Raw genomic sequence first — 25,775 nt, 5'->3', positions numbered from 1 at the left:
GATGAGCGGGGGAGCTTTCGCATGAGAGGGTGGGATGCCGGCAATGCCGGAAGGAGCCGATATGATGCAATAGCGGCTCGCAAGCTATGACAGGTTGCGACCGACGAGCCACCGGTCAGCCTGCCCGCTTTTGCCGAAGCTTTGTTGGGGTTCCGGGATTATGGTAAAATGGCGGTGTGCTGTTTAGAGATCAAGAATTTTGCGGATAGGGGAGCTGTCTGTTGTTGAAATACAAACTGTTGGCGCTCGATATGGATGGAACGCTGCTCAATGATGAGCAGCAAATTACGCCGGAGACGGAACGCTGGATCCGCAAGGCGGCAGCAGCCGGGGTTCATGTCTGCTTGTCGACGGGGCGCGGGTATCGGGAGGCGATTCCTTACGGCGATCAACTGGATCTTGGTACGCCGATGATTACGGTGAATGGGAGCGAGGTTTGGAAGTCGCCGCATGAACTGTACCGCCGTCTGCTGCTTGATCGGTCTTTGGTTTCGCGAATGTACGACATTTCCCGGGAAAAGCAGGTCTGGTTTTGGGCCTACGCGGTGGAGGGAAGCTACAACGAAACGAACTGGAGACCGGAGTTTTTGGAGCGGAACCAGTGGATGAAGTTTGGTTATTTTACCGAGGATGACGCGGTACGCGGGGAGATTATGCGACAGCTGCAGGATATGGGCGGCCTTGAAATCACGAATTCATCCCCGCATAATCTGGAAATCAACCCGAAGGGAATCAGCAAAGCCAGCGGAATTGCGACCGTTTGCGGACTGCTGGGGCTGGAGATGTCCGAAGTCGTGGCGATCGGGGACAGCTTGAACGACTTGGCCGCGATTGAAGCCGCCGGGCTTGGCGTGGCGATGGGCAATGCCCAGGAGACCGTAAAAGAGAAGGCCGATGTCGTCACCGCGTCGAATAATGAGGACGGAATTGCTTGGATTATCCGGGATTATATTTTGACGGGGGAGTGAGAAGCAGATGGCGCTGACCGTGCTTGGATGGATTCTGGTGATCGCCTTGTTTGCCGTGGGCATGGCCGGAGCGGTGTATCCCGTATTGCCCGGGGTGCTTGCCGTATATTTTGCCTTTTTCGTATACGGGTGGTTTTTCTCGTTTGAACCGTTTAACGCATTCTTCTGGATCCTGCAAACGCTGATCGTCGTCGTGTTAATGGTGGCGGATTATGCGGTCGGGGCCTGGGGCGTTAAGAAATTCGGCGGCAGCAAGCTGTCGGTATGGCTCAGCACGATCGGCATTATCGTCGGCCCGTTTGTTATCCCGGCGTTCGGCTTGGTACTGGGGCCGCTGCTTGGCGCGATGATCGGGGAATTGATCAAAGGCGAATCGCTGTCCAAGTCGTTTAAGGTTGGTATCGGCTCGGTCGTCGGCTTATTTAGCAGCATGGTCGTTAAGGTGATTTTGCAACTGGTCATGATCGTCGCCTTCATCATCTGGATCATTGCGTTTTAACTTATATTTCAGATTGCACTCATCAGGATTGCGGGAAAGAAGGAATCGGTTTTGTCCAAGAAGGAATCGTTCATTAAGGGCACGTTAATTTTGGCGGGGGCCGCGCTGATCGCGAGGGTGCTTGGCTTATTCCAGCGCGTTCCGCTGGAGCATATCCTCGGCGACGTCGGGAACGCGTCCTATTCTCAAGCGAATGCGGCTTATTTCATGCTGTTAACTCTGGCGACGGCTGGCATTCCCAGTACGTTGAGCAAAATGGTATCGGAGCGGCATGCGCTGGGTCGGCCGGAGGAAGCGCGTCGCGTCTACCAGGCGGCGCTTTTATTTGCGGGCGTGGCGGGCGTGGTTATGTTCGGGCTGCTGTTTGCGCTGGCGCCCTATTATGCCAAGGCTTCCGGCGTTCCGGAATCGGTCGTCGCCATCCGCGCACTAGCCCCGGCACTGCTGCTGTTTCCGCTGATCGCGATGATCCGCGGATATTTGCAGGGGCGGAACATCATGATCGCCGGAGGCGTCTCACAGGTCATCGAGCAAATAGTGCGGGTGGCTACCGGCATTATTTTGGCGTTTGTGCTGTTTCATTGGGGGTACTCGGGCGAGCGGATCGCGGCGGGCGCGACGTTCGGCGCGGTGCTCGGAGGGGTGGCGGCGCTGGTCGTCATGCTCGTCTACAGCATGAAATTGCAGCGGCAGGACCAGGCCGAGCGGCAAGGGCCGCCGGAGAAGGGGGCCGGGCGGCTTTCGTTTAAGCGGATTTATGCGGAGATTTTCAAGCTGTCGATTCCGATCGTGTTGACTGCGCTGGCGGTACCGGCCGTCAACTTCATCGACAACTCGATTCTGAAGCCGCTGCTGACCGGGCAAATCGGTTCCGATCAAGCCACGTACATCCTTGGCATTCTCGGGAACCGCGCGCAGATGATCGCCGGCATTCCGCCGATCTTGGCGATCGCGCTAAGCCAATCGCTGGTGCCGATCATTTCGGCCGCTTATGCGCGGAAGGACGAAGAGCATCTGCGGCGTCAGGTTACGTTGGCCATGCGGGTTGCGGTGCTGAGCGGAATGCCGATCATCCTCGCGCTGGGAACGGCGGCCTATTCCGTGAACGGGTTGCTGTTCAGTACCCTGGACGGCAGCAGCATTGTGGCGTTGCTGACGTTCGCGACCATTTTTCAGATCACGATGATGACTAGCAATTCGATCCTGCTTGGGGTTGGTAAAGCCAATCTGTCGATGGTACACGTGGGGATCGGGGTTCTCGTCAAGCTGGCAGCCAGCTATGTGCTTGCGCAGTTTTGGGGGATTTATGGCATCGTTATCGCCACCGGGCTCTGCTTCTTCGTGATCACGCTGTTGAACGTGCGGGCGATGAAGCAAATCGTCCCGTTCTCCCTGATGGGCAGCCGCTGGGGCGGGTTCCTGGTGACGGTCGTCGCATTGTCGGGGGTCGGTTATGGCTTGAACCAGGCCGGGATCCAAATGGTAGAGCTGATGCCTGCGCGCGTTGCTTTCTTCCTGACCTGCTGCATCGTTGGCGTGGCGGTCGTCGCGCTGTATCCGGTGCTGCTCATCTTGCTGCGCGTGGTCCGAAAGGACGAGCTGGCCGGTTATCCGGCGCCGCTGCGCAAGGTGCTGTCCCCGCTCATGCGGTTGCAGCGCGGAGGACGGCAGGTGGGGTGAGGATTACTCCTCCCGTACTTTAACGTTTGGTGCCCATTGCACGATTATCCCTTTGGTTCAGGGAGGTAAGAATGGTAGGGGATGCTCTCGCCCAGTGTTCTTATGTGTGCGACCCTTAGCATGGTTATCCCTTTGGTTCAGGGAAGTAGGAGTTGGCAGGGGATGCTCCCGTCCCAGTGTACTTACTGTGTGCCGCCCATTGCACGATTATCCCTTTGGTTCAGGGAGGTAGGAGTGGCAGGGGATGCTCCCGTCCTGTGTTCTTATGTGTGCCGCCGTTTTGCACGATTATCCCTTTGGTTCAGGGAGGTAGGAGTGGCAGGGGATGCTCCCGTCCCAGTGTACTTACTGTGTGCCACCCATTGCACGATTATCCCTTTGGTTCAGGGAAGTAGGAGTGGCAGGGGAAGCTCCCGATTGGCTTGTTGTAGTGTTACCTGATCATACGGGATAATGGTGCAAAATAAGCCGGAGAAGGGGGGCCCGCCCCCCTCCGTGGCCAGGGTCAGCGCTCCTCCACCGCATCGTGCAGTAATGCGGTCTCAAGGATGCCGTTCCGGTGCGCGCGGCTGATGTCGCACAGGAACGGCGCCTTCGGCGCGCTGATGCCGTCCAGCGCGCGGGTATCCTTGAGCCAATCCTCCCGGGAGATTGGCTCATAGGCGGTGTCGCCCCAAGCGCTCAGCAGCTTGGGGCTGTACAGACGCTGGCCCGGCGGCAGCGTCTCTTGCGCCAGAAGCTCTGACCCCTGCACCTTGGCGGTCAGAGCTTCTTCCAAATTGGCCGTGAACAGCTCCGGCCAATAATCCGCCCGCGAGCCGCTGTGCGGCACGCTCGCGGCGAACCGCTCCGCGCCGCTGCGCACGGCGCGGTAGCCCATCAGCATCGCGTACAGGCTTTTGCCTAACGCGATGCGGTCCGGCAGGCTGCCGAAGTCGGAGACGGTGCGCCCCGAAAGGCGGCGCGCCTTCCCGGCGGCAGCCCCGTCCTCCGCCTGTTCGCTCAGCGGGAACACCACCTGGTTTAATCCGGCCAGGCTGAACAGGCGAAAGTTTATTTTCCCTGTGACGTATTTCTGGAAGTAAGGATGGCGCACGACGCGTTTCTCGATATAGTTCTGCTCGTTGATGATCAGTCCGACGGTAAGCAAGGCGCTGCCGCGGTCGATCCAAAACCGCTCCCAGAACGGCCGCATGAAGCGGGAGACCTGAAAATACGGAAGCAGATGGAATCGGCTGGCCCCAAGCTCCCGGCTCTTCATATACAATCTGAGCTGCGGGTAGGCGTCCTGGAAGATCAAAGCGTTGCTCCGCTCCAGAAACCGGTAGGTGAGCCGCTTCTCTTCGGCGTCGATCACATCGGCCATTCGGCTGCTGTGCAGGTCCGTCATGTTCCAGCCGGCATTGCGTGAGACCATGTGCGCGAGGAAGGCCCAATGCAGCTCGGGACAGGCTTGGTAGCAGGCGAGATATGCCGCCGTCCGGCTGATGTTGCTTGCCCCGGCCAACCGCGTTTCCTCCGCGATGGCTTCGGCCAGCCGCAGATCCTCAGCGCTGTACTCCTCTTCGGCTGGCGCTGGCCGGGACACCTTGGAACGCCGCAATTGCTCTTCGATTTCGGCGATCACCGTGCGGGCGGCCGCTTCGCTCCAGCCCAAAGAAACCGTCTCTTTCCGCATTCGGGACGAGTCGGAGAGCGAGGCGGTTTTGCTTCTGAGCATGGTTGAGATCGCGGCGGGCAGGCGGAACATCAATCTTCGCAAATCGATCGCCTTCCCCTCGCCCTGACGGGGGTGATCCATGCGGTTCCGCCCTCCCTTCTCATCGATCGAGCAACCGAATATTCAGCGGCCGGCAAGGAATAATACGGTATTAGTATTCCCTAAAGATTTGACTTCCACTCCCGCTTTTGGTTGACTGGAAGTACTCTGAAGGAAAGGAAGGATTGCCTTATGAAAAAGATAACGTCTCCCGCGGAATTTCAGGTCAGCATCCAATCCAGCAACTTGATCGTGGCCGTATTCAAAGCCGACTGGTGCGGGGATTGCAAATTTATAGATCCTTTTATGCCCGAAGTCGAGGAGAAATACGCCGGACGTTTAACGTTGATCGAAGTGGATGTCGATCAGGTCGGCGATGTCAGCCAGGAGCAAAATATCCTGGGTATACCGAGCTTCGTCGCTTATACCGACGGACGGGAGTTGGTTCGTTTCGTCAACAAATTGCGCAAATCCCGCGAGGAAATCGAGCATTTTCTGAACCAAGCTTTGGACGTGTATCACACCCTACACGACACGCCGGAGACTCGGGATACATTATAAGACGCCGTTATATTTCTCACACCGCCGCAGGAGATTTCCTTGCGGCGGTGTCTATTTTTCAACATTTTCTATGAAAGAGATGACTTAATCGGTTATAATGAAAGGGATTTAGCGATTAACTAAAAGGTGTGAACCGTTTGAATACGAAATATTTGAAATGGCTCAGTTATGCTTCCTGTTTTGTGATGTTCCTCGCCACGCTGGGCGGCAGCGTCGTGACCAAAACGGAATCGGGACTGGGCTGCGGCAACGATTGGCCGCTGTGCCACGGAAAATTTGTTCCTGCTCATACCCTTGCTTCGATGATCGAATATTCCCACCGTGCCGTCAGCGGGGCGGCCGGATTGGTCTCTTTGGCGGCATTCGTCGCCTTTTGGTTCTATCGGAAGAATCGTAAAGACCTGCGGATGTACTCCCTGCTGGCGCTGATCTTCGTCATGGTACAGGCCGTTATGGGAGCGATGGCGGTGATTTATCCTACATCGTCCGCTGTTATGGCGCTGCATTTCGGGTTTTCGTTGATCGCCTTCGCCAACTCGATCATGCTGGTGCTGGGCGTCCGTCAGGAGGAACGCGGACAAGTCAGTGCGAAGCAGTCTTCTGCTGCTGCCCCGCCAGCCCGCGTATCGAAAGCATTCCGCAACCTGACTTGGCTGGCGACCGGCTACACCTATGTCGTCGTTTATATCGGCGCGTATGTCAGCCATACGGATTCGGCCGGCGGGTGCAGCGGTTGGCCGTTATGCAACGGGAAGCTTGTTCCCGGATTGTCCGGAGGGGAAGGCATCGCCTTTATGCATCGGGTCGCGGCCGCCTTGCTGTTGATTGTAATCGCAACGGTCGGACATTTTGCATACCGCAAGCATCCCGGACTGCCGGAAATCCGTAAGCTTGGGCTCGCCGCGACGCTGCTGGTGATCGTTCAGGTGTTCACCGGGGCGAGCATCGTGCTGACGCTAACGAATTATCACGTGTATCTGTTCGCTTCGCTGGCGCACATTGTCGTGCTGGCCGCTTTGTTTGGGGTCTTATGCTACTTAAGCGTTCGGACTTGGCAGCTTAGCCGAGCGATCGAGGTACAGGCGCCGCCTGCCGGCAAGGCGGTATAAGGTCCGCCACAGGGCAATGCTGCTGCGATTGTCATGAATCTGTAGAATGACGGGCACCCAAGGGACCGCTTGGGTAAGGTATACTTTTGTCTATAACGGATGTAATGATCGGGAGACACCCCGTCTTTTAGGAGGATCATAGAGATGAGTTATAAGAACTTGCGGCAATGGATCGATGCGCTGCAAAAAGAAAACGACCTGGCCGTCATCGACGTGCCGGTCGACCCTTATCTGGAGTTGGCTGAAATTCACCGGCGGGTCATCGACGATGGCGGCCCGGCCTTACTGTTTACCAATGTGAAAGGAACGCCGTTCCCGGTGGCAACCAATCTGTTTGGAACGCCTCGCCGGGTGGAGATGGCTTTTGGCCCCCGTCCCGAAATGCTTGCTAACCAGTTGGTCGAGGCGATACATAAGCTGCTGCCGCCTTCCCCCAAAGCGATTTGGAACGAACGCGGACTCATCCGCGATGTGCTAAAGATCGGCATGAAAACCGTATCCAAAAATGAAGCCCCCATACTGGAGGTTTGCCGGACGGAGGCGCCGCTGAAGGATCTGCCGAAGGTCACGAGCTGGCAGAAGGACGGCGGTCCGTTTATCACGCTGCCGCTCGTCTACACCGAAAATCCGCTGCAGCCGAAAGAAAACAACCTGGGCATGTACCGGATTCAGTTATATGACGACCAGACGACCGGGGTGCACTGGCAAATCCAAAAAGGCGGCGGATTCCACTACCACGAGGCCGAGAAACGCGGCGAGCCGCTGCCGGTTTCCGTGTTCCTGGGCGGGCCGCCGGCCATGATCGCCTCGGCGATTTCGCCGGTGCCCGAGCATTTGTCGGAGCTTTTGGTCGCTTCCTTCATTTTGGGCGAAAAGCTGCCGATGGCGGAAAACCCGCTGGGCGGCCACCGCATTCCGGCCGAGTCGGAGTTCGCCATTTCCGGGCTGGTCCCGCCGCATGAACGCCGACTCGAAGGCCCGTTCGGCGATCATTTCGGCTACTATTCCTTGCAGCATGAATTCCCGGTGCTGCACGTCAACCATATGTGGCATCGGAAGGACGCCATCTATCCGGCGACGATCGTCGGCAAGCCGCGGCAAGAGGATTATTACCTGGGCGATTTCCTGCAAAAGCTGCTGTCGCCGGCATTCCCGATCGTCATGCCGAATGTGCGCTCCCTGTGGACGTATGCGGAGAGCGGATTTCACGCGTTGAGCTCCGCTGTGGTTCGCGAAAGCTACTCCCGCGAGGCGCTCGTATCGGCGTTCCGCATCCTGGGGGAAGGCCAGCTCTCGCTGACCAAATTCCTCATGCTGACGGACAAGCCGATCGATCTGGCGGATTTCCGCCTGCTGCTCAAGACGGTGTTGGAGCGTTTCGATCCGCGGACGGATCTGTTTATTCTCAACAACACCTCGCATGATACGCTGGATTATACCGGCCATAAGCTGAACCACGGCAGCAAAGCGATTTTGATCGGCGTTGGCGATCCGGTGCGGGAACTGCCCCGTACGTATGAGGAAGGCGAGCTCGCCGAAATCGACCGCATCCAAGTTTTTCATGACGGATGTCTTGTCGTTTCCGGTGCATCCTATGAGGACGAGCCGGAGCTTGCCGGGCGGCTGCTTGGCCGTCTACGCGAGCGCGGGACCGCTTGGCCGCTTGTGGTGCTGGTGGATAACGCCGAAGCGGCGGCGCATGATCAGACGGCGTTCCTGTGGACGGTGTTTACGCGGTTTAACCCGGCTAGCGACATTTACGCCGCCTCCGAGATCCGCCAGCATCATCTGGCCTACGGTCTGCCGCTGGTCATCGATGCCCGCATGAAACCGGGTTATCCGGACGAGCTGTTCCCGCAAGAGGACATCGTGTCCTTGGTGGATCAGCGTTGGAAATCCTACTTTCTGTGAATCGGGGGATGCTTATGCTGCGAAGCTTGCTTGGCGAGCCGCCTCGGCAAAACGAGGGACGGCTGGCCGAAACGATCGACGCGATGGTGCAAACGACCCGGCTGCTGCAAAAGGAAATCAAAGAGCATCAGGATCCTTCGCATGATTTCCGCAAGCTGGAGATTTGGGTGCACGGCTTGATCTCTTCGTTGGATGAGCTCGAACAATGTCTATATGCGGCCGCCTTTTTCCGCAAAAAGGTGCGGACCGAATTTGTCGAGGACATGGACACGGTCGAACGGACCGATTACGCGAGGTACGTGTACTTTTACAAGGACGGTTTCATTCGCGTATTTTCGGCGCTGGACAAGCTCGGGACGGTGCTGAACGAGCTGTTCGATTTGAATACGGCGAAGGTGAAGACGCGTTTTTCGTATTTTACCGTACTGCGCCAGTTCGCTTATCTGAAGACGCATACCGAGCTCGGAAACCGGTTGTCCGCCATTAAGGAGACCTACCGGGAAGCGCTTGGCGTTCTGCGGAGCCGGAGAAACACGGAGATTCATTACATGAATTCAGAGATGAAGGACGATTTGTGGCAGCGGCATCAGGCGTTGTACGGGAAAGTCGCCCTGGAGGATCTGGACCAGCATATCCGCGACCTGGAGCAGGGTTACCGCATGGTTTGCGACACGTATTTCACGGTGTTCGACTACGTCAATCTGCGATGGAAAAAAATAGCGGCGGACTGAGAAGGTCAGCCGTTCATTTTTTCCCTCTTTACAAAACGGTCAAAACTCTTTATACTCATCAATAGTTTCAGTATACGACTCTATAATTTCATATTTTTCTTATCGAGAGAGGCGGAGGGAAAGGCCCGATGAAGCCCAGCAACCGATTCGTCCGTGATGCGGAAGTGTGAAGCCGCGTTCGTCACGGGACCGAATGTCATGGTGCTAATTCCTTCAAAACCGATGCGTATGGACGCAGATGGTTTTGGCAGATGAGAAGGCATTGTCTTTACGTAAAGAGAGCCCTTTGAATCTGTGAGGGGCTCTTTCTTTTTTCATACGCCGATCGATAATTGTTCATGCTAGGTACAGGAGGTTAGCCGCTTGATCGAACTTAAAGGGATTACGAAAATATACGGCACGAAAAAAACGGCGACCACTGCGCTGTCCGGGTTGAACCTGAGCGTTCGCAAAGGAGAAATCTTCGGCGTCATCGGCCATTCCGGCGCGGGCAAAAGCACGTTGATTCGCTGCATCAATTTGCTGGAGCGCCCGACCAAAGGCGAGGTGTGGGTTGGCGGAGTCGAGTTGACGAAGCTCGGCAAGCGTGAGCTTCAACAGCGGCGGCGCAAGATCGGGATGATTTTTCAACATTTCAACCTGCTCTCTTCGGCCACCGTTTACGATAATATCGCTTTTCCGCTAACGCTGATCGGAACGCCGAAGGCGGCCATCGCGGAGAAGGTGAATGAACTGCTCGCCTTGGTTGGGCTGGAGGAGCACCGTCACAAGTATCCGGCGCAGTTGTCCGGCGGCCAGAAGCAGCGGGTCGGTATCGCCCGGGCGTTGGCCAGCGATCCCGATGTGCTGCTGTGCGACGAGGCCACCTCGGCGCTCGACCCGCAGACGACGGACTCCATCTTGAAGCTGCTGCTGGACATCAACAAGCGGTTCCAACTGACGATTCTGCTGATCACGCACGAGATGCACGTTATCCAAAGCATCTGCGACCGCGTGGCGGTCATTCATGAAGGCGGCATCGTGGAGCAAGGGCCGGTGACGGAAGTGTTCCTCAAACCGAAGCATCCGGTGACCCGGGAGTTTATCTACCGGGAGTCGGCCGGGGAAGAGGGCGTGAGGCTGGCTGCCTCGCTGCCGCATCCCGAAGGGTCGCGGCTGGTCAAAATCACGTTCCTGGGGGCGAAAACCTACGAATCGGTGTTATCCCAGGTCGTGCGGGAAACCGGCGTCAACTTCGCCATCCTGCAAGGAACGATATCAACGATCAAGGATACCCCATACGGTCAACTGACCGTATCGTTCGAAGGCGAAGACGACCGGGTGGAGCGCACGCTTGCGCTGCTGCGGGAACGCGATCTTGACGTGGAGGTGATCGATTAATGGGAGGACTGGATTTCGGAACGATCGATTGGTCGGAGATGGGCGCCGCCACGCTGGATACGTTGGAAATGATGGGTTACGCGACTTTGTTCACCTTCGTGATCGGTCTTCCGCTCGGGGTGCTGCTGTTCACTTTCTCGCGTTCCCAATCCTTGGTATTGGGATGGGTTTACCGGTTAATTTCGCTCGTCGTCAACATCCTTCGTTCGGTTCCGTTCATCATCCTGATCGTCGCGTTGATTCCGGTCACGCGGGCGATCATGGGCGTATCCACCGGCGTGGAGGGAACGATTCCGCCGCTAGTGATCGGAGCGGCTCCGTTCTTTGCCCGGCTGGTGGAGACGGCGCTGCGCGAGGTGGATCGGGGCGTGATCGAAGCCTCCCAGGCAATGGGCGCTTCCTCGTTCCAGATCATTCGCAAGGTGCTGCTGCCGGAATCGCTACCCGGTCTGATCGCGGGCATGACGATCACCGTCGTGACGCTGGTGTCCTACACGGCGATGTCGGGGATGGTCGGCGGCGGCGGACTCGGCGATCTGGCGATCCGTTACGGTTACTACCGGTATGAGACGGGAATCATGATCGTGTCGGTTATTTTCATGGTCATTCTGGTGCAGGTGCTGCAAATGCTGGGCGACCGGCTGGTGATCTTTTTTACGCGGAAATAAGGAAATACCAAATAGATAAGAAATCCTTATTCAAAAACACACTTTTAAGGGGGAGAAATTTGCAATGAAAAAATGGACTTTATCTTTGTTGACGCTCGTTTTGGTACTGGTGCTGGCCGCTTGCGGCACCAACAATGCCGCCAACAACGGTGCGGGAAATGCGGCGGAGGGCAACGCTCCGGCTGCCGAAGGGAATGCGGAGAACGAAACCGCAGCCGAGCCGGTGAAACTCGTTGTGGGCGCTACGGTGCCGCACGCCGATATTTTGAAATTTATCGCGCCGCAGCTGAAGGAAGAAGGCGTGGAACTGGAAGTCAAGGAGTTTACCGATTATGTGCAGCCGAACGTGCAGCTGTTCGAAAAAGAACTGGACGCCAACTACTTCCAGCATCAGCCTTATCTCGACGAACAAAACGCGCAAAACAAGTTTGACCTCGTTCCGGTTGTAGGCGTTCACGTTGAACCGTTTGGCGCATACTCCAACAAATACAAATCTGCGGACGAAATTCCGGACGGCGCGAAAGTCGCGATCCCGAACGACCCGACCAACGGCGGCCGCGCGCTGCTGCTGCTGCAAAAGCAAGGGCTGATCAAACTGAAGGACGATGCCGGCATCACCGCGACGCAAAAGGACATCGTGGAAAATCCAAAAAACCTGAAGCTTATCGAAGCCGATGCGGCCATGCTGCCACGTCAATTGGCCGAAGTGGATCTGGCGCTGATCAACACGAACTACGCGCTGGAAGCCAAGCTGAATCCGACGAAGGACGCTTTGTTCATCGAGGATAAGGATTCGCCGTACACTAACATTTTGGTCGCCCGCCCGGACAACAAGGATTCCGAAGCGATCCAGAAGCTGGCGAAAGCTCTGACTTCCGATGAGGTCAGAACATTCATCAACGACACGTATCAAGGAGCGCTTGTTCCGGTATTTTAAGATGATTAGGCTTGAAGGGTTCCCGCTGCGCATGCAGCGGGATTTTTTTATTGCTGGAGCCGACGAGAAGTGGTGCCGCCTGATCAAGGCAAGAACCCATTGTCCGCATCGGCATATTCACCTCAACTGCAAAACTGCAGTACCTCTCCGGCAAATTCCCGATAGAAGCCGACTGAAATGCAAAAGCGCATCTGGTTGGTGGCGATTCGCTTGAAAACATCTGTTTTACGGGAATTTAAATGCACTTATGCATCTGAGAGCTGACTGCGGGGCATTTTGGCGAAAATCAACTGCACTTATGCATTTGAAGATAGGCGGGCGGCATCATCGAAGGGAGGATGTCACGCCGCAGCTGTTTGTGGGAACGCGCCAAATCTTTTATACTTGAGATAATCGCATCTGGAGGAGGAGGAACGTTGCAAGGGAAAGTCGCCTTAATCACTGGGAGCGCGAAGGGCCTCGGGAAAAAAACAGCGCTGATGCTGGCGGAGCAAGGCTGCCATATCGCGCTGAATTACGTACATAGCGAAGCGGAAGCGCTCTCCCTCCGTTCCGAGATCGAGCGGATGGGCGTTCGCTGCATCGCGGTGCAGGCGGACGTCTCGCGCCGCGAACAAATCGAGGACCTGACCTGGCAGGTGGGGGAACAGTTGGGAACGATCGATATTCTGGTCAACAATGCCGGCCCGTTTATCCGGGAGCGCAAGCTGTTCGCCGATTACAGCCAGACCGAGGTGCTGGCGATGATCGAGGGAAACCTGGTCGGCAGCCTGCTGCTGGATCATCTCGTGCTGCCGGGCATGCGGGAGAAGCGGTGGGGGCGAATCATTCATTTCGGCTTCGGCCATGCCGCCGAATCGCGGGCCTGGCCGCACCGCGCCGTCTACGCCGCGGCGAAGACCGGGCTGGTCTCCTTTACGAAAACGCTGGCCGTCGAAGAGGCGCCTTACGGCATCACCGTCAATATGGTTTGTCCCGGCGATATCCGCGGGGGCAACAAAGAGATCTCAATCCGGGAAGCGCGGGGCCAACGCGATCGCGAGACGCCGCTTGGAAGGCCGGGCAGCGGGGAGGATATCGCCCGCGTAATCGCTTTCTTATGCCATTCGGATTCCGATTTCATCACCGGCAATATCATGGACATTTCCGGCGGCCTGGATCCGATCCGGCCGTGGATCAAGCCGATATAATCAATTTGGCTCTCAAAAAAAGAGCACCAAGTTCCCGTCAATGTGGGAATTTGGTGCTTTTTTCGTTTCCTTCTTTGCCATTTTGGTATTTGTATAAGATACACAAAAAGGAAAAACAAGACAATACCATTATATCACTTTTAATAATTAATTTTCTATAAAATTCTATATATAACCATATTTATAAAAATGATATAGTTATTTTGAACCAGGATGCTTTATACTTCAATAAAACATATAGTAGGAGAATAATGATGAAACTAAGCGATTATGCAATCAAATATAACAAGGGAAATAATACAGTTCTAATTAATACTTTCACTGGTGCTATTGATATTTTACAAAATAGTCTGTACAAACGGTTAGAACAGGATTTAGATACGCTTGTACAAGAAGAATGTAATGAAGAGTTTGTAGAACAGATGATTAGTCGGGGACACTTGGTTAATGAGGTTGATGAACAAAGACGCATCGATTTGATAAAAAGAATGTTGTGTAATCATACTCACAAAGATTGTGTCCAGTATATAATTTGTCCTACTTTAGCATGTAACTTCAAATGTACATATTGTTTTGAAAACATGGAACTGCATTCAAATACACATGTATTAAACCAATCGCAACTTGATTCGATCTTTCAAGCAATTAAAGAGATCCAACTAATGACTAAGAAAAATGGTTACATAAATATCTTTGGTGGTGAGCCATTTTTACCCAGTACTAAGGAGATAGTTCTTCAAATATGTGAATTTGCTAAACAACAGAAGTTTATGATAGGAGTTAATACTAACGGGTATTATCTAAATGAATTTGCTGAGTTGCTAAAAGAATATAAGGATATAATTAATCTTCTTGTGACAATAGATGGGTTACAATCAACCCATGATAAGAGAAGATTCCTAGTAAATGGGAAGGGAACATTTGAGAAAATTAATTATGGTGTGAAAAAAATTCTACATTTGAAAATACCAGTTATGATTAGAATGAACTTGGATCGAGATAACATTAACGATGTAAACTTATTAATTCAATTTTACAAACAAAACGGTTTGTTCGCTAAAGAAAACTTTAGTATATCTTTAGCACCTGTAAAAGACCATTCACATTGTTATTATGATAAAAACTTGATGAAGGGTGCAGAAATACTACAAATTTTATGGGAGTCCATTGACGACTTTGAAAATTTAATTCAAACAAATAAACTTATTATTAGTCCTAATATGGTTCGGTTCTATCATATTTTGTCTGGAATGACAAAGAAATATAAAGTTACAAAGGAGACATACTTACCGGTTTTCAATTATTGTGATGCCACTTTAGGCTCTAGATATATTTTTGCCCCAGATAACTACATATATCCTTGCGAAGACTTACTAGGAGATCCACGCTTCAATATAGGTATCTACTACCCCCAGTTCGACCTAGATAGAAATATTATGGATCAATGGAGTAATTTTAATTCTTTTTCACTCACTAAATGTCAAACTTGTAATTGTGCACCCTTATGTGGAGGTGGATGTGCCGCACAGGCGTTGATAAAAAATGGTAACTTAAGCGTTCCAATCTGTCCTGATCCGGAACAAATGATTTTAGAGGAGATTGAAAGATTGTTCTCTGTTAGTGATTTTATCGATAAGGAGGAGATTATATGAAAGCGAGCACGTATAACTACTTTCAAAAGCTATCTAATGGCCGATATGTTTTATTGAATTCACTCAGTGGTGCAATTGATGTCGTTGGTCATGAAATAATCGATATGTTAAAAACAGTAGAATATATTGATAATGTTCCGCAAGAGACGATTGATTTTTTTTATAGTAGAGGATACGTATTTAATAACGAAATGGAGGAGGAAGTTGTCCTTTATAAAGTTAGAGGGCTTACCGAAAAAATTTCTCAAAAGTCTCAACTTGGTTATTCATTTACAGTATGTCCGACACTAATGTGTAATTTTCGATGTTCCTATTGTTTTGAACCGTTAAATAATCGAATTGGCACAAAAGTATTGAATAATGAGGAAGTTGATAAACTATTTGATGCAATCTCAAAAATTCTCTCTAATGGAGCGGCTACTGATCCTTCTTTTTCTCTAAAAAGACATGCATTAACTTTATTTGGCGGTGAACCCTTATTGCCAGGGACAAAGAGTATTGTTGAGAGAATCATTAAGCAAAGTGTAGAGAACCACAATTTTTCAATTGATTGTGTAACAAATGGATATTACTTAGAAAAATTTATTGATATATTTACCTTGTACAAGGATAATATTTCATTTTTACAAATTACTTTAGATGGAACCGAAGCAATCCATAATATCAGTAGGAAAAGTTTAAACGGGAAAGGGACATTTCGTAAAATAACTAATAACATTAATTTAGCCTTATCCAAAGGATTGCGTGTAGGTGTTAGAACAAATGTTAGTAGGAAAAATTTGTTGGATTTGATCAATTTGGCTGAATATATAGAAGAACAGAGATGGAATGATACAGGACTATTTGTATGGCAGTTGTCAACTGTAGAATACCATTATGGGGATTATGATGATGATTTTATTAGTGACGATGAATTGATGAAATGGGTTCGGGAGAACTTTGGTAATATCGATGAATTTGAAAAGAAGTATAACGCTCAATTTGGGGCAAATCCAAACTTAAGAATCTCCAGAATTAAAAATGCAATTGACTCTACTTATACTTACCGCGATGTACTTGATAAAAAATGTAATAGAAGTGTTGGGGGGGCTCCAATATTTAAGCATTGTTCTGCGAGAGCCGGAAAATATTACGTGTTTGGTGCTGATGGATATATCTATGCTTGCAATGAGGCTGTTGGAAACACTGATATGGTAATAGGCTCTTATTTACCTAATTACTTTATTGATGAAAAGAAAATCAATTATTGGATGCAAGATATAACAAATTCAGAAGAGTGTAGAAAGTGTAATGTCGCACTATTTTGTGGTGGAGCATGTGCTTACAATAATATCCTTCAAAAAGGTTCGATTACAAAACCTGTTTGTAAGGATTGTCATGCCACTATACATGAGTATATTAAATCGATTGAGCACAAATTAATTACGAGTAACTAGGTCTAAAAAATGAATACGGATAAAGAAAATATTAAACTTATTCCTTATAGTATTGATACGCTGGATATTAACTCAGAAAAGGAGCAGTATATTTTATCTTTTGATAATGAAGTCAACTTAAAGGTATCCCAAAAGATCATTACGTTAATAGAGTGCTTTGATGGAACCAAAAAATATGAAGACATTATAGAAGAGCTTCGTGAAAAAAACATTTACATTGAAAAAGAAGAAATTAAATTGTTAGTTAATAAGAAACTAATACCGAATGGATTAGTTATTGGTTCAAGTGTAGAACATAAATCCAATATAAAATCTCAATTACTTTTTCGTTTTCCCTTAATGGATGGAAGTCGACTTCAACATATTTCTCAGAAGCTCTTGTTCTTGTTCTCTAAAAAGACACTTTTATTCATTAGCATTTTTTGCTTGATAGTTTGTTTTAGCTATATTTTCTTATATTCACGAGTTGATCCAGTGAATGATCTAAGAACATATATTATAGGTTTCTTAATTCTTATTATTTCTACATTAGTCCACGAATTAGGACATGTGACTGCATCTTATAAGTTCGGAGTAAAACCAAAAGATATAGGAGTCGGGTTATACTTTATTTATCCTACTTTTTTTGTTGATTTGACAAATATATGGAGAATAAATAGAAAGCAACGAATGATAGTTGATGTATCAGGAATATATTTTCAAGGTATTTTCTTAGTCTTCCTATTATTTTGCCGCTCTTTTCTAAATTTATATTGGCTAGATTACGCAGTGATTTTAATATTATCTACTATGATTTTTAATATAAATCCTTTATTACCTAATACAGACGGCTATTGGTTACTGGCTGACTTTTTAGGGCAGTACAATCTTAAAAACAAGATTGTTCAAAATTTCACATTGTGGATCAAAGCAAAAATACTTAAAAAGGATACAGCGATTCAGTTGTATAATACGAAACATAAATTAGTAAGAAAAAGCGAAAAGTTCTGGAGCATAATGTATACATTTATAGCAATAATTTTATTTACTGTACTTCTTGGTTCTTTTTTATATCGAATAATTTTTATTATTACTTCCCAAGATTACAGTTTTAAAGATTTTGTACCTTTATTAATACCAATTGTAATAATTGCATTGAGTTTTTGCAAAAATTTCTTTAAAAACCGATAAAACCGATAAACCACTTCCATACTTTTCGAACGAGGAAGGAGGTGAGAAAATGGATAAGTTCAATTCTGTCAATGCAACAGAAAGTTTATGGACAAATCTCCTAGATGAAGTTGAATCCTTAGAACAACGTGATGAAATGAGCGCTCTAGGAGTTACCCCGGCGGATGTTTGCGTTAAAGGTATCTGTTGTTGGAATTTCTGTTGCATCCATATTACCTAACAGGTCTTAAATCCAAGGGCGGTTCATGAAATGGGCTTGATGTCCATTGATATTTGAGCCGCTTTTGGATTTTTTTAGAATTTTTTTCTTATGCGTGAATAATATCCTAATCCAAACATCTAAGATATACTAAAATATGGGATAATAGGGCATAGTCGATAGTTATGAAAAAGGAGGAGCAGGGATCGTGGGAGTAGTCATTCAGGTAGACAATTTAAACAAACATCATAGGATAAACGGAAACATCCATCAGATTCTAAACCATATCGACTTCCGTGTAAACAAAGGTGAAATGATTAGCATAATCGGGCCAAGCGGAAGCGGGAAGTCGACACTCCTGAGTATTCTGGGAACGTTGGATCAGCCAACGAACGGGGAGGTGACTCTTAACGGAATCCGAGTCACGCAATGCAACGAGAAAGAGTTGGTCAAGATCCGCTCGACGTTAATTGGTTTTGTATTTCAGAATTACAATTTAATTTCCAGCATGACGGCGAGGGAAAACATTTATGTTCCCCTAATGGCTGGAGGAGTGAAACAGCGGAAACAATTGAACCATCGCGCAATCGAGGTGTTGAGAGATGTCGGCTTGGAAGATCAAGCGGATAAACTTCCTTCCCAAATGTCGGGGGGGCAGCAACAACGGGTCGCCATTGCCAGAGCACTTGCTAATTTCCCCCAAATTGTGTTTATGGACGAACCTACGGGCAATCTTGATTCAAAAGCAACGCAATCGATATTGGAGCTGCTTCATAGGTTGCGAGATCAATATGAAACAACATTTGTTATTGTAACGCACGATGAAAAAGTTGCAGCACATTCAGATCGAATTCTGCAGATGTCCGATGGCGGGATATTTGAAGAGTTGGGAGGCACAAGATGATTTGGATGCTCCCTGCGTGGCGAACCCTGCGAAAGTCGCCTCTGCGCACCATTTTGCTTGCCGTCACGATCATGGTTTCTATAGCAAGTTATTATGGGACAACGTCCTTTATTACCCAGTTTAATGACTCTATAGCAAAGTCAAGCCGTCAAATGCTCGGCGGAGATTTAATGTTAACCTCTTATCTGGAACCTTACTCCATGGATGATTCACAGGCTTTACCCGAAAGCCTTTCGGAAACCTTTTCATTCTCCATGCAAACCCGGGTTGCTTCAGATCAGCGGGTCAGTAACATCGTATTAAAAGGCATTTCCGAATCGTATCCCTTTTATGGTCGCGATCGTATTCATCCTAAGGGCGAATGGCCTGCCAATGGAGTTTACTTGACAAAAACGGCGGCTGAGCGTCTTCAGGCTAAGGAAGGCGATACAATCAAAATTCCTGACCGTTTAGATCAGATGCAGCATTATACGGTTACTGCGATTATAAATGACACGGTTGAATTTTATGGTGACGCGGCTATATTCGGAAGCATGTACATTCACTATGACCAACTTATGAAAAATATATTGGATTTAGATACTCCTGTATACAATGAGCGGTTAATCAAATTAAGGGAGGGGGCATCTATTTCCGACATTCAAGCTGACCTCCAAAAAACGCAACCGCAAACTACAATAATCACACCCCAGATCGTTGAAGAAAACCAGTTTTCGGAAAAGAAATTCGTTTTGTTTTATTTGCAATTTGTCAGTTTAATTAGTTTGTTTATTGCAACTATCGCTGTTTATAATACGATGAAAATGGTATGGATGGCACGCTTGGATGAAATTGCCGTATATAAAGCCGTTGGGATGAAAGGGTGGAAAATAACTCGCATCCTGCTCTCCGAGAGTCTGATTCTCGGAACGATAGGAAGTATTTCAGGTGGAATTTTAGGCATCCTCTTTTACTCAGTTTTATCGCTAATTTTAGGACATGCCATAGATATTGAGATGACCTGGAGGATGCAATGGTGGACCTTGCTGGTAGCGTGTGGACTGGGAATTTTGGTAACGCTTTGTGCAACGTTGCTTTCGGTTCGTCCATTGCTTAGAATCAATCCGACGATATTATTGCGTATCTCTGCTCAGAAGCCCTTGCGCTCCAGATCTTCCTTATTTGAAAAGTTGATTGTTTTTCTTGGAGCCGCAGCGATAAGTGCCTTCTATATTCGCGATGTGTTGGCTCCGGGAGTCTACTCGTTAAGTTCTTATGTCACCTGCTTCTTCATCTCAATTGGCATTTTACTGGTGGCCATCATTATAACTCAGTTGGGCAGCTCTCTCTTTAGATTGTTTTTTTATCTGATTGGAAAAATAAAAGTTGTACGTTCCCAGTCGATTTTTCTTAGTCTTCAAAGGGTCGGGAGGCATAGCAAAAAGAATGGCCTGATTGCATTCGTGTTATCCGTTAGTATTTGTTCAGTACTGGCCAGCTTGGTATTTGGACAAAATTTGATTCATAGTGTCAATAATCAGGTCATGGAACAATTGGAGGGCAACGTTATTGTCACCAGTTCAACCGGAGACCGGGGACAAACAGAGAATGTGATTGCAAAGGCAACCGGGACGGCTCCGCCGAAACCTCATATGCAGGCGCAACTGGATTTGGTTTCTTTCAACGATCAAGCCTTTCAAGAAAAAATCTTTTCTCTTCAGAAGAATAAACGAGTGGCCGCTATGTTTAGAAGTTCAACCGTAACGGTTGAGTCGGTAGATCTCAATTCTTCTTCTGAGCATCGTTATAAAGTCATTGCAGGAACGGATTTGACCGGAAATGAGGATGAGGCTCTTTTTATTGAGGAATTTCATACGGATTTAGGGTTGCAGGTAGGCGATACCGTAACTGTTAAGATTAATGATGTTGATTATACGCTCAAAGCAAAAGGTTTTTTTCAATCAGGAACGGTCAAGACGGCCTTTCTTCGGGTGAGCGATGCGGAGATTCGGGAATGGAATATCCCGACACGGTTCATTTATTATACAAGCGCGAATGACCAGGCGCTAGAACAAATGTATTCGAAACTGCCGCCATCCGCTATGACCTACTCCATGAATCAAGCGGCAGTAGATGGGTTGCAAAATATATTGGATATGCAAAAGAAAATTTTCACTTTAATTAGTGCATTTACACTTTTGATTGCCGCACTTTTGATTGCAAATCAATTTATGAATACCATTCTGGAGGCGCAGTATGATTTAGCCATTCTCAAAACCTGCGGTGTTGGCGATCGTCAGATCAAACGATCCTTTTTAATCGAGAACGGACTAATTTCCATCATCGGAGGGGCAGCGGGGACGTTCGTTTCGTTATTTGTTGCTGCAGTCGGAGAGCTCCTGGTTTCGGGAATGACCGATGTGCCGGTAAGATTAGTATGGTTTGTAATCGGCTGCGGGATAGCTTTGTTTCTATCGTATACAGTAACTTCTATTGTTTCCAGCAGGTTAACCCGTATCAGTCCAGCTCGGTTATTGCATCAAGGATAAAAACCGGGGACCCCGGGCGGAGCGAAGAAGAACGGGGAATGGGTAAGAGAAAACCGGTTTATCTCGGTAGAGTGGACATTTCCGGCGGCCTGGATCCGATCCGGCCATGGATCAAGCCGATATAATCAATTTGGCTCTCAAAAAAAAAGAGCACCAAATTCCCGCTAATGTGGGAATTTGGGGCTTTTTTTCGTTTCCTTCTTCGCTTAAAAGGGCATGCCGTTGATAATCCGATTGCGGGTTGACCGATTGAAGCTTTTGACAATGCTGCGAACTCCCTCGCTATCTCCCGCTTTTAAGGCCTCCAGAATAGAGCGGTTCAAATGGTTGGCCGAATAGTGTTTCACAAAGGGAGTCCTTAAATAGTTTATGTATGAAGCCATCGCAAGCTTGTCGGCATAACCCTCCATGACTTCAAGCATGGCTTGATTGTTGATCGATGAGATGACCGCTTTAAAAAACAACATAGAATTTTTCATATAAGACAGATAATCATCCGCTTCCTCCGCCTCAATTTGCTTTTGCACAAACTCCTCCAGCTTCTCAAGGTTTAACCGGATACCAAGCTCGTGGGTCATATCCAAGACGTAAACCAGCATCGCCATCGTCGCCTCGAACATATCCATCGTTTCTTTGCCGGATATTTCTCTTACCAGGATCCCCCGGTTTTTGAGCGACTGGACGAATCCTTCCGCTTCCAGGCGGGTAATGGCGTTACGGACCGGCGTCCGGCTCATTTGCAGTTCTTCGGCTATTTCATTCTCGGACAACATGGTTCCGGGCATCAGGCTGCCGCACAGCATCCGCTCCTTGAGAGCCTTGTAGGCCGTATTGACAAGCGATTGGGAGCTCATACGAATTATTCCTTTCCAAAAATAATTAGCAACCTTATCTTAACAGTCGCGCTTTTCTGTGCGCAACCCCAATCCCAGTTTAACAAAACTTGTGATTTACGGAAACAAACTTCTTACACTCAGGTTGTATTCTAGTTGCATACAAGTTATGAGGAGGTTGTTAATTGTGTTGAAAAAAGCAAAGTGGGTCATGGCGTTGCTGCTCTCGGCCGTGATATTGACGTTGGCTGGATGTGGCGAGGGCAAAGAGACCAGCGCCGGAAACGACGGCGATTTGCCTGAAGGATGGCCGTCCGTATTACGTATAGGCAGCCTACCGATGGAGGATGGCGAAATGAGCCGCACGGCGGACCAGTTCGCGAAAGATCTTGGCGAGTATCTGGGGGTCAAGGTGGAGACGTTTCAAGGCGAGGACTACAACATGATGATCGAGGCGATGCGCTCCAAAAAAATCGACCTCACGACTTACGGGCCCTTCGGTTATATTATCGCGGCGGAGCGAAGCAATGCCAAACTGCTGGCCTCAATGGGCAACGGCCCCGGGTCGGAAGGCACAAGCGTCATCATCGTGCCGAAGGACTCCCCGGTGCAGACGGTTCAGGACTTAAAAGGAAAGGACTTCCTGTTTGCCGATCCGGCTTCGACGACCGGACATTTGTACCCGCGGGCTACCTTGATGAAACTGCTGGGGCTCAAAAACGATGAGATTCCGGAGTTTTTCGGCAATGTCTCATTTTCCGGAGGGCATGACAAGTCCCTTCTGGCGATCGCCAACGGAGACGCCGACGCGGCGGCAACCTGCAGCCAGTGCATCCAGATGTTTGCCGATTCCGGATTGTTCAAGGCCGAGGATATCCGCATCATCGCCGAGTCGGACCCGATTAAGGGCGGTGGAGCGCTAGCCTACCGTGGCGATTTGCCGCAGGATCTAGTGGACAAGATGAGCGAGTTCGCCTTGGGTTACGCGGAGAAGAATCCCGATTATTTCCAGGCGTTGGGGGTAAAAGGCTTTTTTCCTGCGGAGGAGTCCGATTTTGACGGTGTCCGAGAAGTGGCGAAAATGCTGGAGATGTCTCCGGAAGAAATGCTAAGCCAATAATTCGCCGGATGACAAGTACAAGTGAGACGGGGGGATGGGGAGAATGGTATTGCTGCAGGTTGAAGGTTTGCGGAAAGTATATGCGGACGGAACGGTGGGGCTTGGCGGGATCAACGTTCAGGTGGAGGTAGGGTCGTTCAAATCCAATCTTCCACATTGTAGGATGCTTGGCGGGATCAACGTTCAGGTGGAGGCCGGGGAATTTGTCGCGGTCATCGGACCTAGCGGGGCGGGCAAAAGCACGCTCCTCCGCTGCTTAAACCGGATTGTCGAACCCACGTCGGGCAGTATTCGGTTTCTGGGAGAGGAAACCGTGGGGACCGGCAGCCGACGGCTGAGACGGCTTCGCAGGGAAATCAGTATGATTTTCCAAGGCTTTAATCTGGTGGAACGCGTGTCTGTCCTGACCAATGTCCTGCACGGCCGCCTTGGGTATATGAGCGGTTGGCGCGGGGCGTTGGGTTGGTTCTCCAAACAGGACGTTCAGGAGGCTGAACGCCTGTTGGAGCGCGTCGGCCTAGGGGAGCAAATCTACAAGCGGGCCGACGAATTAAGCGGGGGCCAGCAGCAGCGGGTCGGTATCGCCCGGGCGCTCGCCCAGAAGCCGAAGCTGATTTTGGCCGATGAGCCGATTGCCAGTTTGGACCCGGCTTCTTCAGAGACGGTGATGAGCAGTCTTCATCGTTTCTGCAAGGAGGACGGTATCGCTTGCCTGTGCAATTTACATCAGGTGGAAATGGCCCGCAAGTACGCTACCCGGATCATCGGGATTCATAAGGGAACGAAGGTGTTCGACGGGACGCCGGAGGAGCTGACGGATGAAATCATCGCGCAAATCTATGCCCGGGACCCGGGAGAATTCGCGTTGGAAGAGCCGGAGTATCGCAACGCGCAGGCGGAGGCTGTGGTATGAAGCGGGATGACCGGAAACTGCGGCAAATCCGGCGAACCAAACGAAATCAGACGATGGTTTTTCTGGTTTTGCTGGGCGGGCTGACCGTATGGTCGGCGATCGGTACAAATTTTAGTCCCTTGGAGCTGTGGGGCGGCCTCGGCAATGGGGCAAAGTTTCTGTTCGTCGATTTGCTTCCGCCCAATACCTCCAAGTTCCCGGGCCTGATCTCCCCGGCGTTGGATACGATTTACATGAGTTTTGTCGCCATGGTCGTCGGTTCGCTGATCGCAGGCTTGCTCGCGTTGTTCGCGGCGGCCACGACAGCACCGAATTCGGCGCTGCGCATTTTGGTTCGCGGTTTATCCGCACTGCTACGCAACATACCGGTGATGATCTGGACGATTTTGTTCGTCGCTTCGTTCGGACTGGGCAATCTGGTGGGTATTTTGTCCTTGCTGCTCGTTTCGGTCGGCATGCTTGTTCGCTGCTATGCCGATTCGCTGGAGGAGATCGATATGGGGCAGGTCGAAGCGTTGCGGGCAACTGGCGCAGGTTATTGGGCCGTCTTGACGCAGGCCGTGCTGCCGCAGTTTTTGCCCAGCTTTATCGGCTGGTCGCTGTTCAATTTGGAGATCAACGTCCGGGCTTCGACCATCGTCGGGATGGTAGGCGGCGGTGGACTGGGTTTTGCGATTCAATCCGGCATCAAGCTGTTTCAGTATAAAGAGGTTAGCATGGGAATCGTTCTTGTGTTGATCATTGTACTGGGCACGGAATTTCTGACCGGACGGATCAGAAGGAGGCTGATCTAATGAATGAGCATGCGGCCAACGTTCCGGCCGTCAATGAGAGATTACGGATGGCCAAACGGCAGATGGCGAAGCGAAAGTTGGCGCTTGCGGGGTACGGAGCCGGCGCGGCCGCCTTCTTCGTATTCAGCTTGATCCAGTTGGACCTCGATTATGGCAGACTGCTGGAAGGCGCGGCGAAATTCGCCCGGACGGCAAGGCTGATGTTTCCGCCGGACGTCTCGCAATGGACTTATGTGCTGTCCGCAGCGGCGGAGTCTATCCAGGTGGCCGTGTTGGGCACGGTGCTGGCGATTATCACCGCCTTTTTCCTCGCGTTTCTTGCCGCGGAGAACATTACACCGCATCCCGCGGTCGCCTGGCTCGTGCGCGGCGCAGCCTCCTTGCTACGAGCGATACCGACGCTTGTCTGGGCGCTGATCTTTATTGTCGCGGTTGGGATGGGGCCGTTGCCCGGCGTGCTGGCGATCATGGTCGGTGCGGTCGGCAGCTTGGTTAAAGTATTCGCACAGTCGCTGGAAGAAGTGGACCCTGGCGTCATCGAAGCGCTGCGCTCCACGGGAGCAAGCTGGCTGGCGATCGTTATTCAAGGGGTGCTGCCCTGCGCGCTGTCGGCATTATTATCGTGGTGCGTCATGCGGTTTGAGGGCGATTTGGCGGAATCCACCATTCTTGGGGCGGTGGGGGCTGGAGGCATCGGCTTCGAATTGTCCCATGCCATGCGGAGTTATCGGTATGATCAAGCTTTATTCGTCGGATTTGTCATTTTTGCGATGGTCTTCAGCGTCGAGTTGGTTTCCAACCGCATAAAGCTGGGGCTCCGCAAAAAATCATAG

23 protein-coding genes and 1 riboswitch are annotated in these 25,775 nt (G+C 50.2%); of the genes, 21 read left to right on the top strand and 2 right to left on the bottom strand.

The genetic code is table 11. From position 1 onward, the window contains the following. Window positions 1-251 precede the first annotated feature (251 nt). The 3 genes from ACZF99_RS21595 to ACZF99_RS21585 are packed head-to-tail and all read left to right on the top strand — an operon-like array spanning window position 252 to window position 3,147. On the top strand, window positions 252-968 hold the full coding sequence (locus ACZF99_RS21595) for a Cof-type HAD-IIB family hydrolase (RefSeq protein ID WP_483612884.1): 717 nt from the start codon (window positions 252-254) through the stop codon (window positions 966-968). A 13-nt stretch (window positions 969-981) separates the two neighbouring features. Beyond that, entirely contained in the window at window positions 982-1,467 is a 486-nt protein-coding gene (locus ACZF99_RS21590; RefSeq protein ID WP_483612882.1) for a DUF456 domain-containing protein, read from the top strand. Between the two features lie 51 nt (window positions 1,468-1,518). After that, on the top strand, window positions 1,519-3,147 hold the full coding sequence (locus ACZF99_RS21585; RefSeq protein WP_483607012.1) for a putative polysaccharide biosynthesis protein: 1,629 nt from the start codon (window positions 1,519-1,521) through the stop codon (window positions 3,145-3,147). Window positions 3,148-3,652: 505 nt separating this feature from the next. Here ACZF99_RS21585 and ACZF99_RS21580 read toward each other — a convergent pair. After that, window positions 3,653-4,948: a DUF2515 family protein gene (locus tag ACZF99_RS21580; protein ID WP_483607011.1), complete on the bottom strand. Its 1,296-nt coding sequence runs from the start codon at window positions 4,946-4,948 to the stop codon at window positions 3,653-3,655. Window positions 4,949-5,098: 150 nt separating this feature from the next. On the opposite strand from ACZF99_RS21580, the gene ACZF99_RS21575 reads away from it, so the two are divergent. The 14 genes from ACZF99_RS21575 (at window position 5,099) to ACZF99_RS21510 (ending at window position 21,282) form a co-directional block, all read left to right on the top strand. Next, window positions 5,099-5,467 carry a thioredoxin family protein gene (locus ACZF99_RS21575; RefSeq protein ID WP_483607010.1) on the top strand — a complete coding sequence of 123 codons (369 nt, stop codon included), beginning with the start codon at window positions 5,099-5,101 and terminating at the stop codon, window positions 5,465-5,467. A 137-nt stretch (window positions 5,468-5,604) separates the two neighbouring features. Then, window positions 5,605-6,576 carry a COX15/CtaA family protein gene (locus ACZF99_RS21570; RefSeq protein ID WP_483607009.1) on the top strand — a complete coding sequence of 324 codons (972 nt, stop codon included), beginning with the start codon at window positions 5,605-5,607 and terminating at the stop codon, window positions 6,574-6,576. Between the two features lie 144 nt (window positions 6,577-6,720). Then, complete coding sequence (locus tag ACZF99_RS21565) at window positions 6,721-8,487, top strand: UbiD family decarboxylase (protein WP_483607008.1); 1,767 nt, start codon at window positions 6,721-6,723, stop codon at window positions 8,485-8,487. Window positions 8,488-8,501: 14 nt separating this feature from the next. Beyond that, window positions 8,502-9,218: a Cthe_2314 family HEPN domain-containing protein gene (locus ACZF99_RS21560; RefSeq protein WP_483607007.1), complete on the top strand. Its 717-nt coding sequence runs from the start codon at window positions 8,502-8,504 to the stop codon at window positions 9,216-9,218. A 96-nt stretch (window positions 9,219-9,314) separates the two neighbouring features. Continuing rightward, window positions 9,315-9,476, top strand: a riboswitch (SAM riboswitch). Between the two features lie 105 nt (window positions 9,477-9,581). Next, entirely contained in the window at window positions 9,582-10,598 is a 1,017-nt protein-coding gene (locus ACZF99_RS21555) for a methionine ABC transporter ATP-binding protein (protein ID WP_483607006.1), read from the top strand. Then, complete coding sequence (locus ACZF99_RS21550; protein ID WP_483607005.1) at window positions 10,598-11,266, top strand: methionine ABC transporter permease; 669 nt, start codon at window positions 10,598-10,600, stop codon at window positions 11,264-11,266. Before ACZF99_RS21555 ends, ACZF99_RS21550 begins: the two co-directional genes overlap by 1 nt. A 64-nt stretch (window positions 11,267-11,330) precedes the next feature. Then, window positions 11,331-12,203 (top strand): MetQ/NlpA family ABC transporter substrate-binding protein, encoded by an 873-nt coding sequence (locus tag ACZF99_RS21545; protein ID WP_483607004.1) that lies wholly within the window; start codon window positions 11,331-11,333, stop codon window positions 12,201-12,203. A 416-nt stretch (window positions 12,204-12,619) separates the two neighbouring features. Further along, a complete protein-coding gene (locus ACZF99_RS21540) occupies window positions 12,620-13,393 on the top strand; it encodes an SDR family oxidoreductase (protein WP_483607003.1) in 774 nt (257 codons plus the stop codon). Window positions 13,394-13,647: 254 nt separating this feature from the next. Further along, window positions 13,648-15,045: a radical SAM protein gene (locus ACZF99_RS21535; protein ID WP_483607002.1), complete on the top strand. Its 1,398-nt coding sequence runs from the start codon at window positions 13,648-13,650 to the stop codon at window positions 15,043-15,045. Next, complete coding sequence (locus tag ACZF99_RS21530; protein WP_483607001.1) at window positions 15,042-16,481, top strand: radical SAM protein; 1,440 nt, start codon at window positions 15,042-15,044, stop codon at window positions 16,479-16,481. Before ACZF99_RS21535 ends, ACZF99_RS21530 begins: the two co-directional genes overlap by 4 nt. A 9-nt stretch (window positions 16,482-16,490) precedes the next feature. Further along, window positions 16,491-17,651, top strand: coding sequence for a site-2 protease family protein (locus ACZF99_RS21525; RefSeq protein WP_483607000.1), 1,161 nt, complete (start codon window positions 16,491-16,493; stop codon window positions 17,649-17,651). A 49-nt stretch (window positions 17,652-17,700) separates the two neighbouring features. Further along, a complete protein-coding gene (locus ACZF99_RS21520) occupies window positions 17,701-17,871 on the top strand; it encodes a hypothetical protein (protein ID WP_483606999.1) in 171 nt (56 codons plus the stop codon). Window positions 17,872-18,058: 187 nt separating this feature from the next. Next, on the top strand, window positions 18,059-18,754 hold the full coding sequence (locus tag ACZF99_RS21515) for an ABC transporter ATP-binding protein (protein ID WP_483606998.1): 696 nt from the start codon (window positions 18,059-18,061) through the stop codon (window positions 18,752-18,754). After that, window positions 18,751-21,282 (top strand): ABC transporter permease, encoded by a 2,532-nt coding sequence (locus ACZF99_RS21510; protein WP_483606997.1) that lies wholly within the window; start codon window positions 18,751-18,753, stop codon window positions 21,280-21,282. The genes ACZF99_RS21515 and ACZF99_RS21510 overlap by 4 nt, the downstream gene beginning before the upstream one ends. A gap of 206 nt (window positions 21,283-21,488) precedes the next feature. On the opposite strand, the gene ACZF99_RS21505 is transcribed toward ACZF99_RS21510, so the two are convergent. Beyond that, window positions 21,489-22,136 carry a GntR family transcriptional regulator gene (locus tag ACZF99_RS21505; protein WP_483606996.1) on the bottom strand — a complete coding sequence of 216 codons (648 nt, stop codon included), beginning with the start codon at window positions 22,134-22,136 and terminating at the stop codon, window positions 21,489-21,491. Between the two features lie 166 nt (window positions 22,137-22,302). Here ACZF99_RS21505 and ACZF99_RS21500 point away from each other — a divergent pair, with 166 nt between their 5' ends. From ACZF99_RS21500 to phnE (ACZF99_RS21485), 4 genes are read left to right on the top strand one after another with little or no spacing between them, the layout of a single operon-like run. Then, complete coding sequence (locus ACZF99_RS21500; RefSeq protein ID WP_483606995.1) at window positions 22,303-23,235, top strand: phosphate/phosphite/phosphonate ABC transporter substrate-binding protein; 933 nt, start codon at window positions 22,303-22,305, stop codon at window positions 23,233-23,235. A 43-nt stretch (window positions 23,236-23,278) separates the two neighbouring features. Continuing rightward, a complete protein-coding gene (gene phnC / locus ACZF99_RS21495; RefSeq protein ID WP_483606993.1) occupies window positions 23,279-24,148 on the top strand; it encodes a phosphonate ABC transporter ATP-binding protein in 870 nt (289 codons plus the stop codon). Beyond that, a complete protein-coding gene (phnE, locus tag ACZF99_RS21490) occupies window positions 24,145-24,942 on the top strand; it encodes a phosphonate ABC transporter, permease protein PhnE (RefSeq protein WP_483606992.1) in 798 nt (265 codons plus the stop codon). The genes phnC and phnE (ACZF99_RS21490) overlap by 4 nt, the downstream gene beginning before the upstream one ends. Then, window positions 24,942-25,775 carry a phosphonate ABC transporter, permease protein PhnE gene (gene phnE / locus ACZF99_RS21485; RefSeq protein WP_483606991.1) on the top strand — a complete coding sequence of 278 codons (834 nt, stop codon included), beginning with the start codon at window positions 24,942-24,944 and terminating at the stop codon, window positions 25,773-25,775. The genes phnE (ACZF99_RS21490) and phnE (ACZF99_RS21485) overlap by 1 nt, the downstream gene beginning before the upstream one ends.

This window comes from Paenibacillus sp. JL3B1040, assembly GCF_057063165.1.
The sequence above is the reverse complement of the archived record's forward strand: the minus strand, read 5'-3'. Positions and strand labels throughout refer to the sequence as shown.

Bases quoted from the DNA above. Each gene is read 5' to 3' on its own strand.
- ACZF99_RS21595 (WP_483612884.1), top strand. From the start codon at position 252: ATGGATGGAACGCTGCTCAATGATGAGCAGCAAATTACGCCGGAGACG.
- ACZF99_RS21580 (WP_483607011.1), bottom strand. From the start codon at position 4,948: ATGGATCACCCCCGTCAGGGCGAGGGGAAGGCGATCGATTTGCGAAGA.
- ACZF99_RS21575 (WP_483607010.1), top strand. From the start codon at position 5,099: ATGAAAAAGATAACGTCTCCCGCGGAATTTCAGGTCAGCATCCAATCC.
- ACZF99_RS21565 (WP_483607008.1), top strand. From the start codon at position 6,721: ATGAGTTATAAGAACTTGCGGCAATGGATCGATGCGCTGCAAAAAGAA.
- ACZF99_RS21560 (WP_483607007.1), top strand. From the start codon at position 8,502: ATGCTGCGAAGCTTGCTTGGCGAGCCGCCTCGGCAAAACGAGGGACGG.
- ACZF99_RS21550 (WP_483607005.1), top strand. From the start codon at position 10,598: ATGGGAGGACTGGATTTCGGAACGATCGATTGGTCGGAGATGGGCGCC.
- ACZF99_RS21545 (WP_483607004.1), top strand. From the start codon at position 11,331: ATGAAAAAATGGACTTTATCTTTGTTGACGCTCGTTTTGGTACTGGTG.
- ACZF99_RS21535 (WP_483607002.1), top strand. From the start codon at position 13,648: ATGAAACTAAGCGATTATGCAATCAAATATAACAAGGGAAATAATACA.
- ACZF99_RS21530 (WP_483607001.1), top strand. From the start codon at position 15,042: ATGAAAGCGAGCACGTATAACTACTTTCAAAAGCTATCTAATGGCCGA.
- ACZF99_RS21525 (WP_483607000.1), top strand. From the start codon at position 16,491: ATGAATACGGATAAAGAAAATATTAAACTTATTCCTTATAGTATTGAT.
- ACZF99_RS21520 (WP_483606999.1), top strand. From the start codon at position 17,701: ATGGATAAGTTCAATTCTGTCAATGCAACAGAAAGTTTATGGACAAAT.
- ACZF99_RS21510 (WP_483606997.1), top strand. From the start codon at position 18,751: ATGATTTGGATGCTCCCTGCGTGGCGAACCCTGCGAAAGTCGCCTCTG.
- ACZF99_RS21505 (WP_483606996.1), bottom strand. From the start codon at position 22,136: ATGAGCTCCCAATCGCTTGTCAATACGGCCTACAAGGCTCTCAAGGAG.
- phnC (WP_483606993.1), top strand. From the start codon at position 23,279: ATGGTATTGCTGCAGGTTGAAGGTTTGCGGAAAGTATATGCGGACGGA.
- phnE (WP_483606992.1), top strand. From the start codon at position 24,145: ATGAAGCGGGATGACCGGAAACTGCGGCAAATCCGGCGAACCAAACGA.
- phnE (WP_483606991.1), top strand. From the start codon at position 24,942: ATGAATGAGCATGCGGCCAACGTTCCGGCCGTCAATGAGAGATTACGG.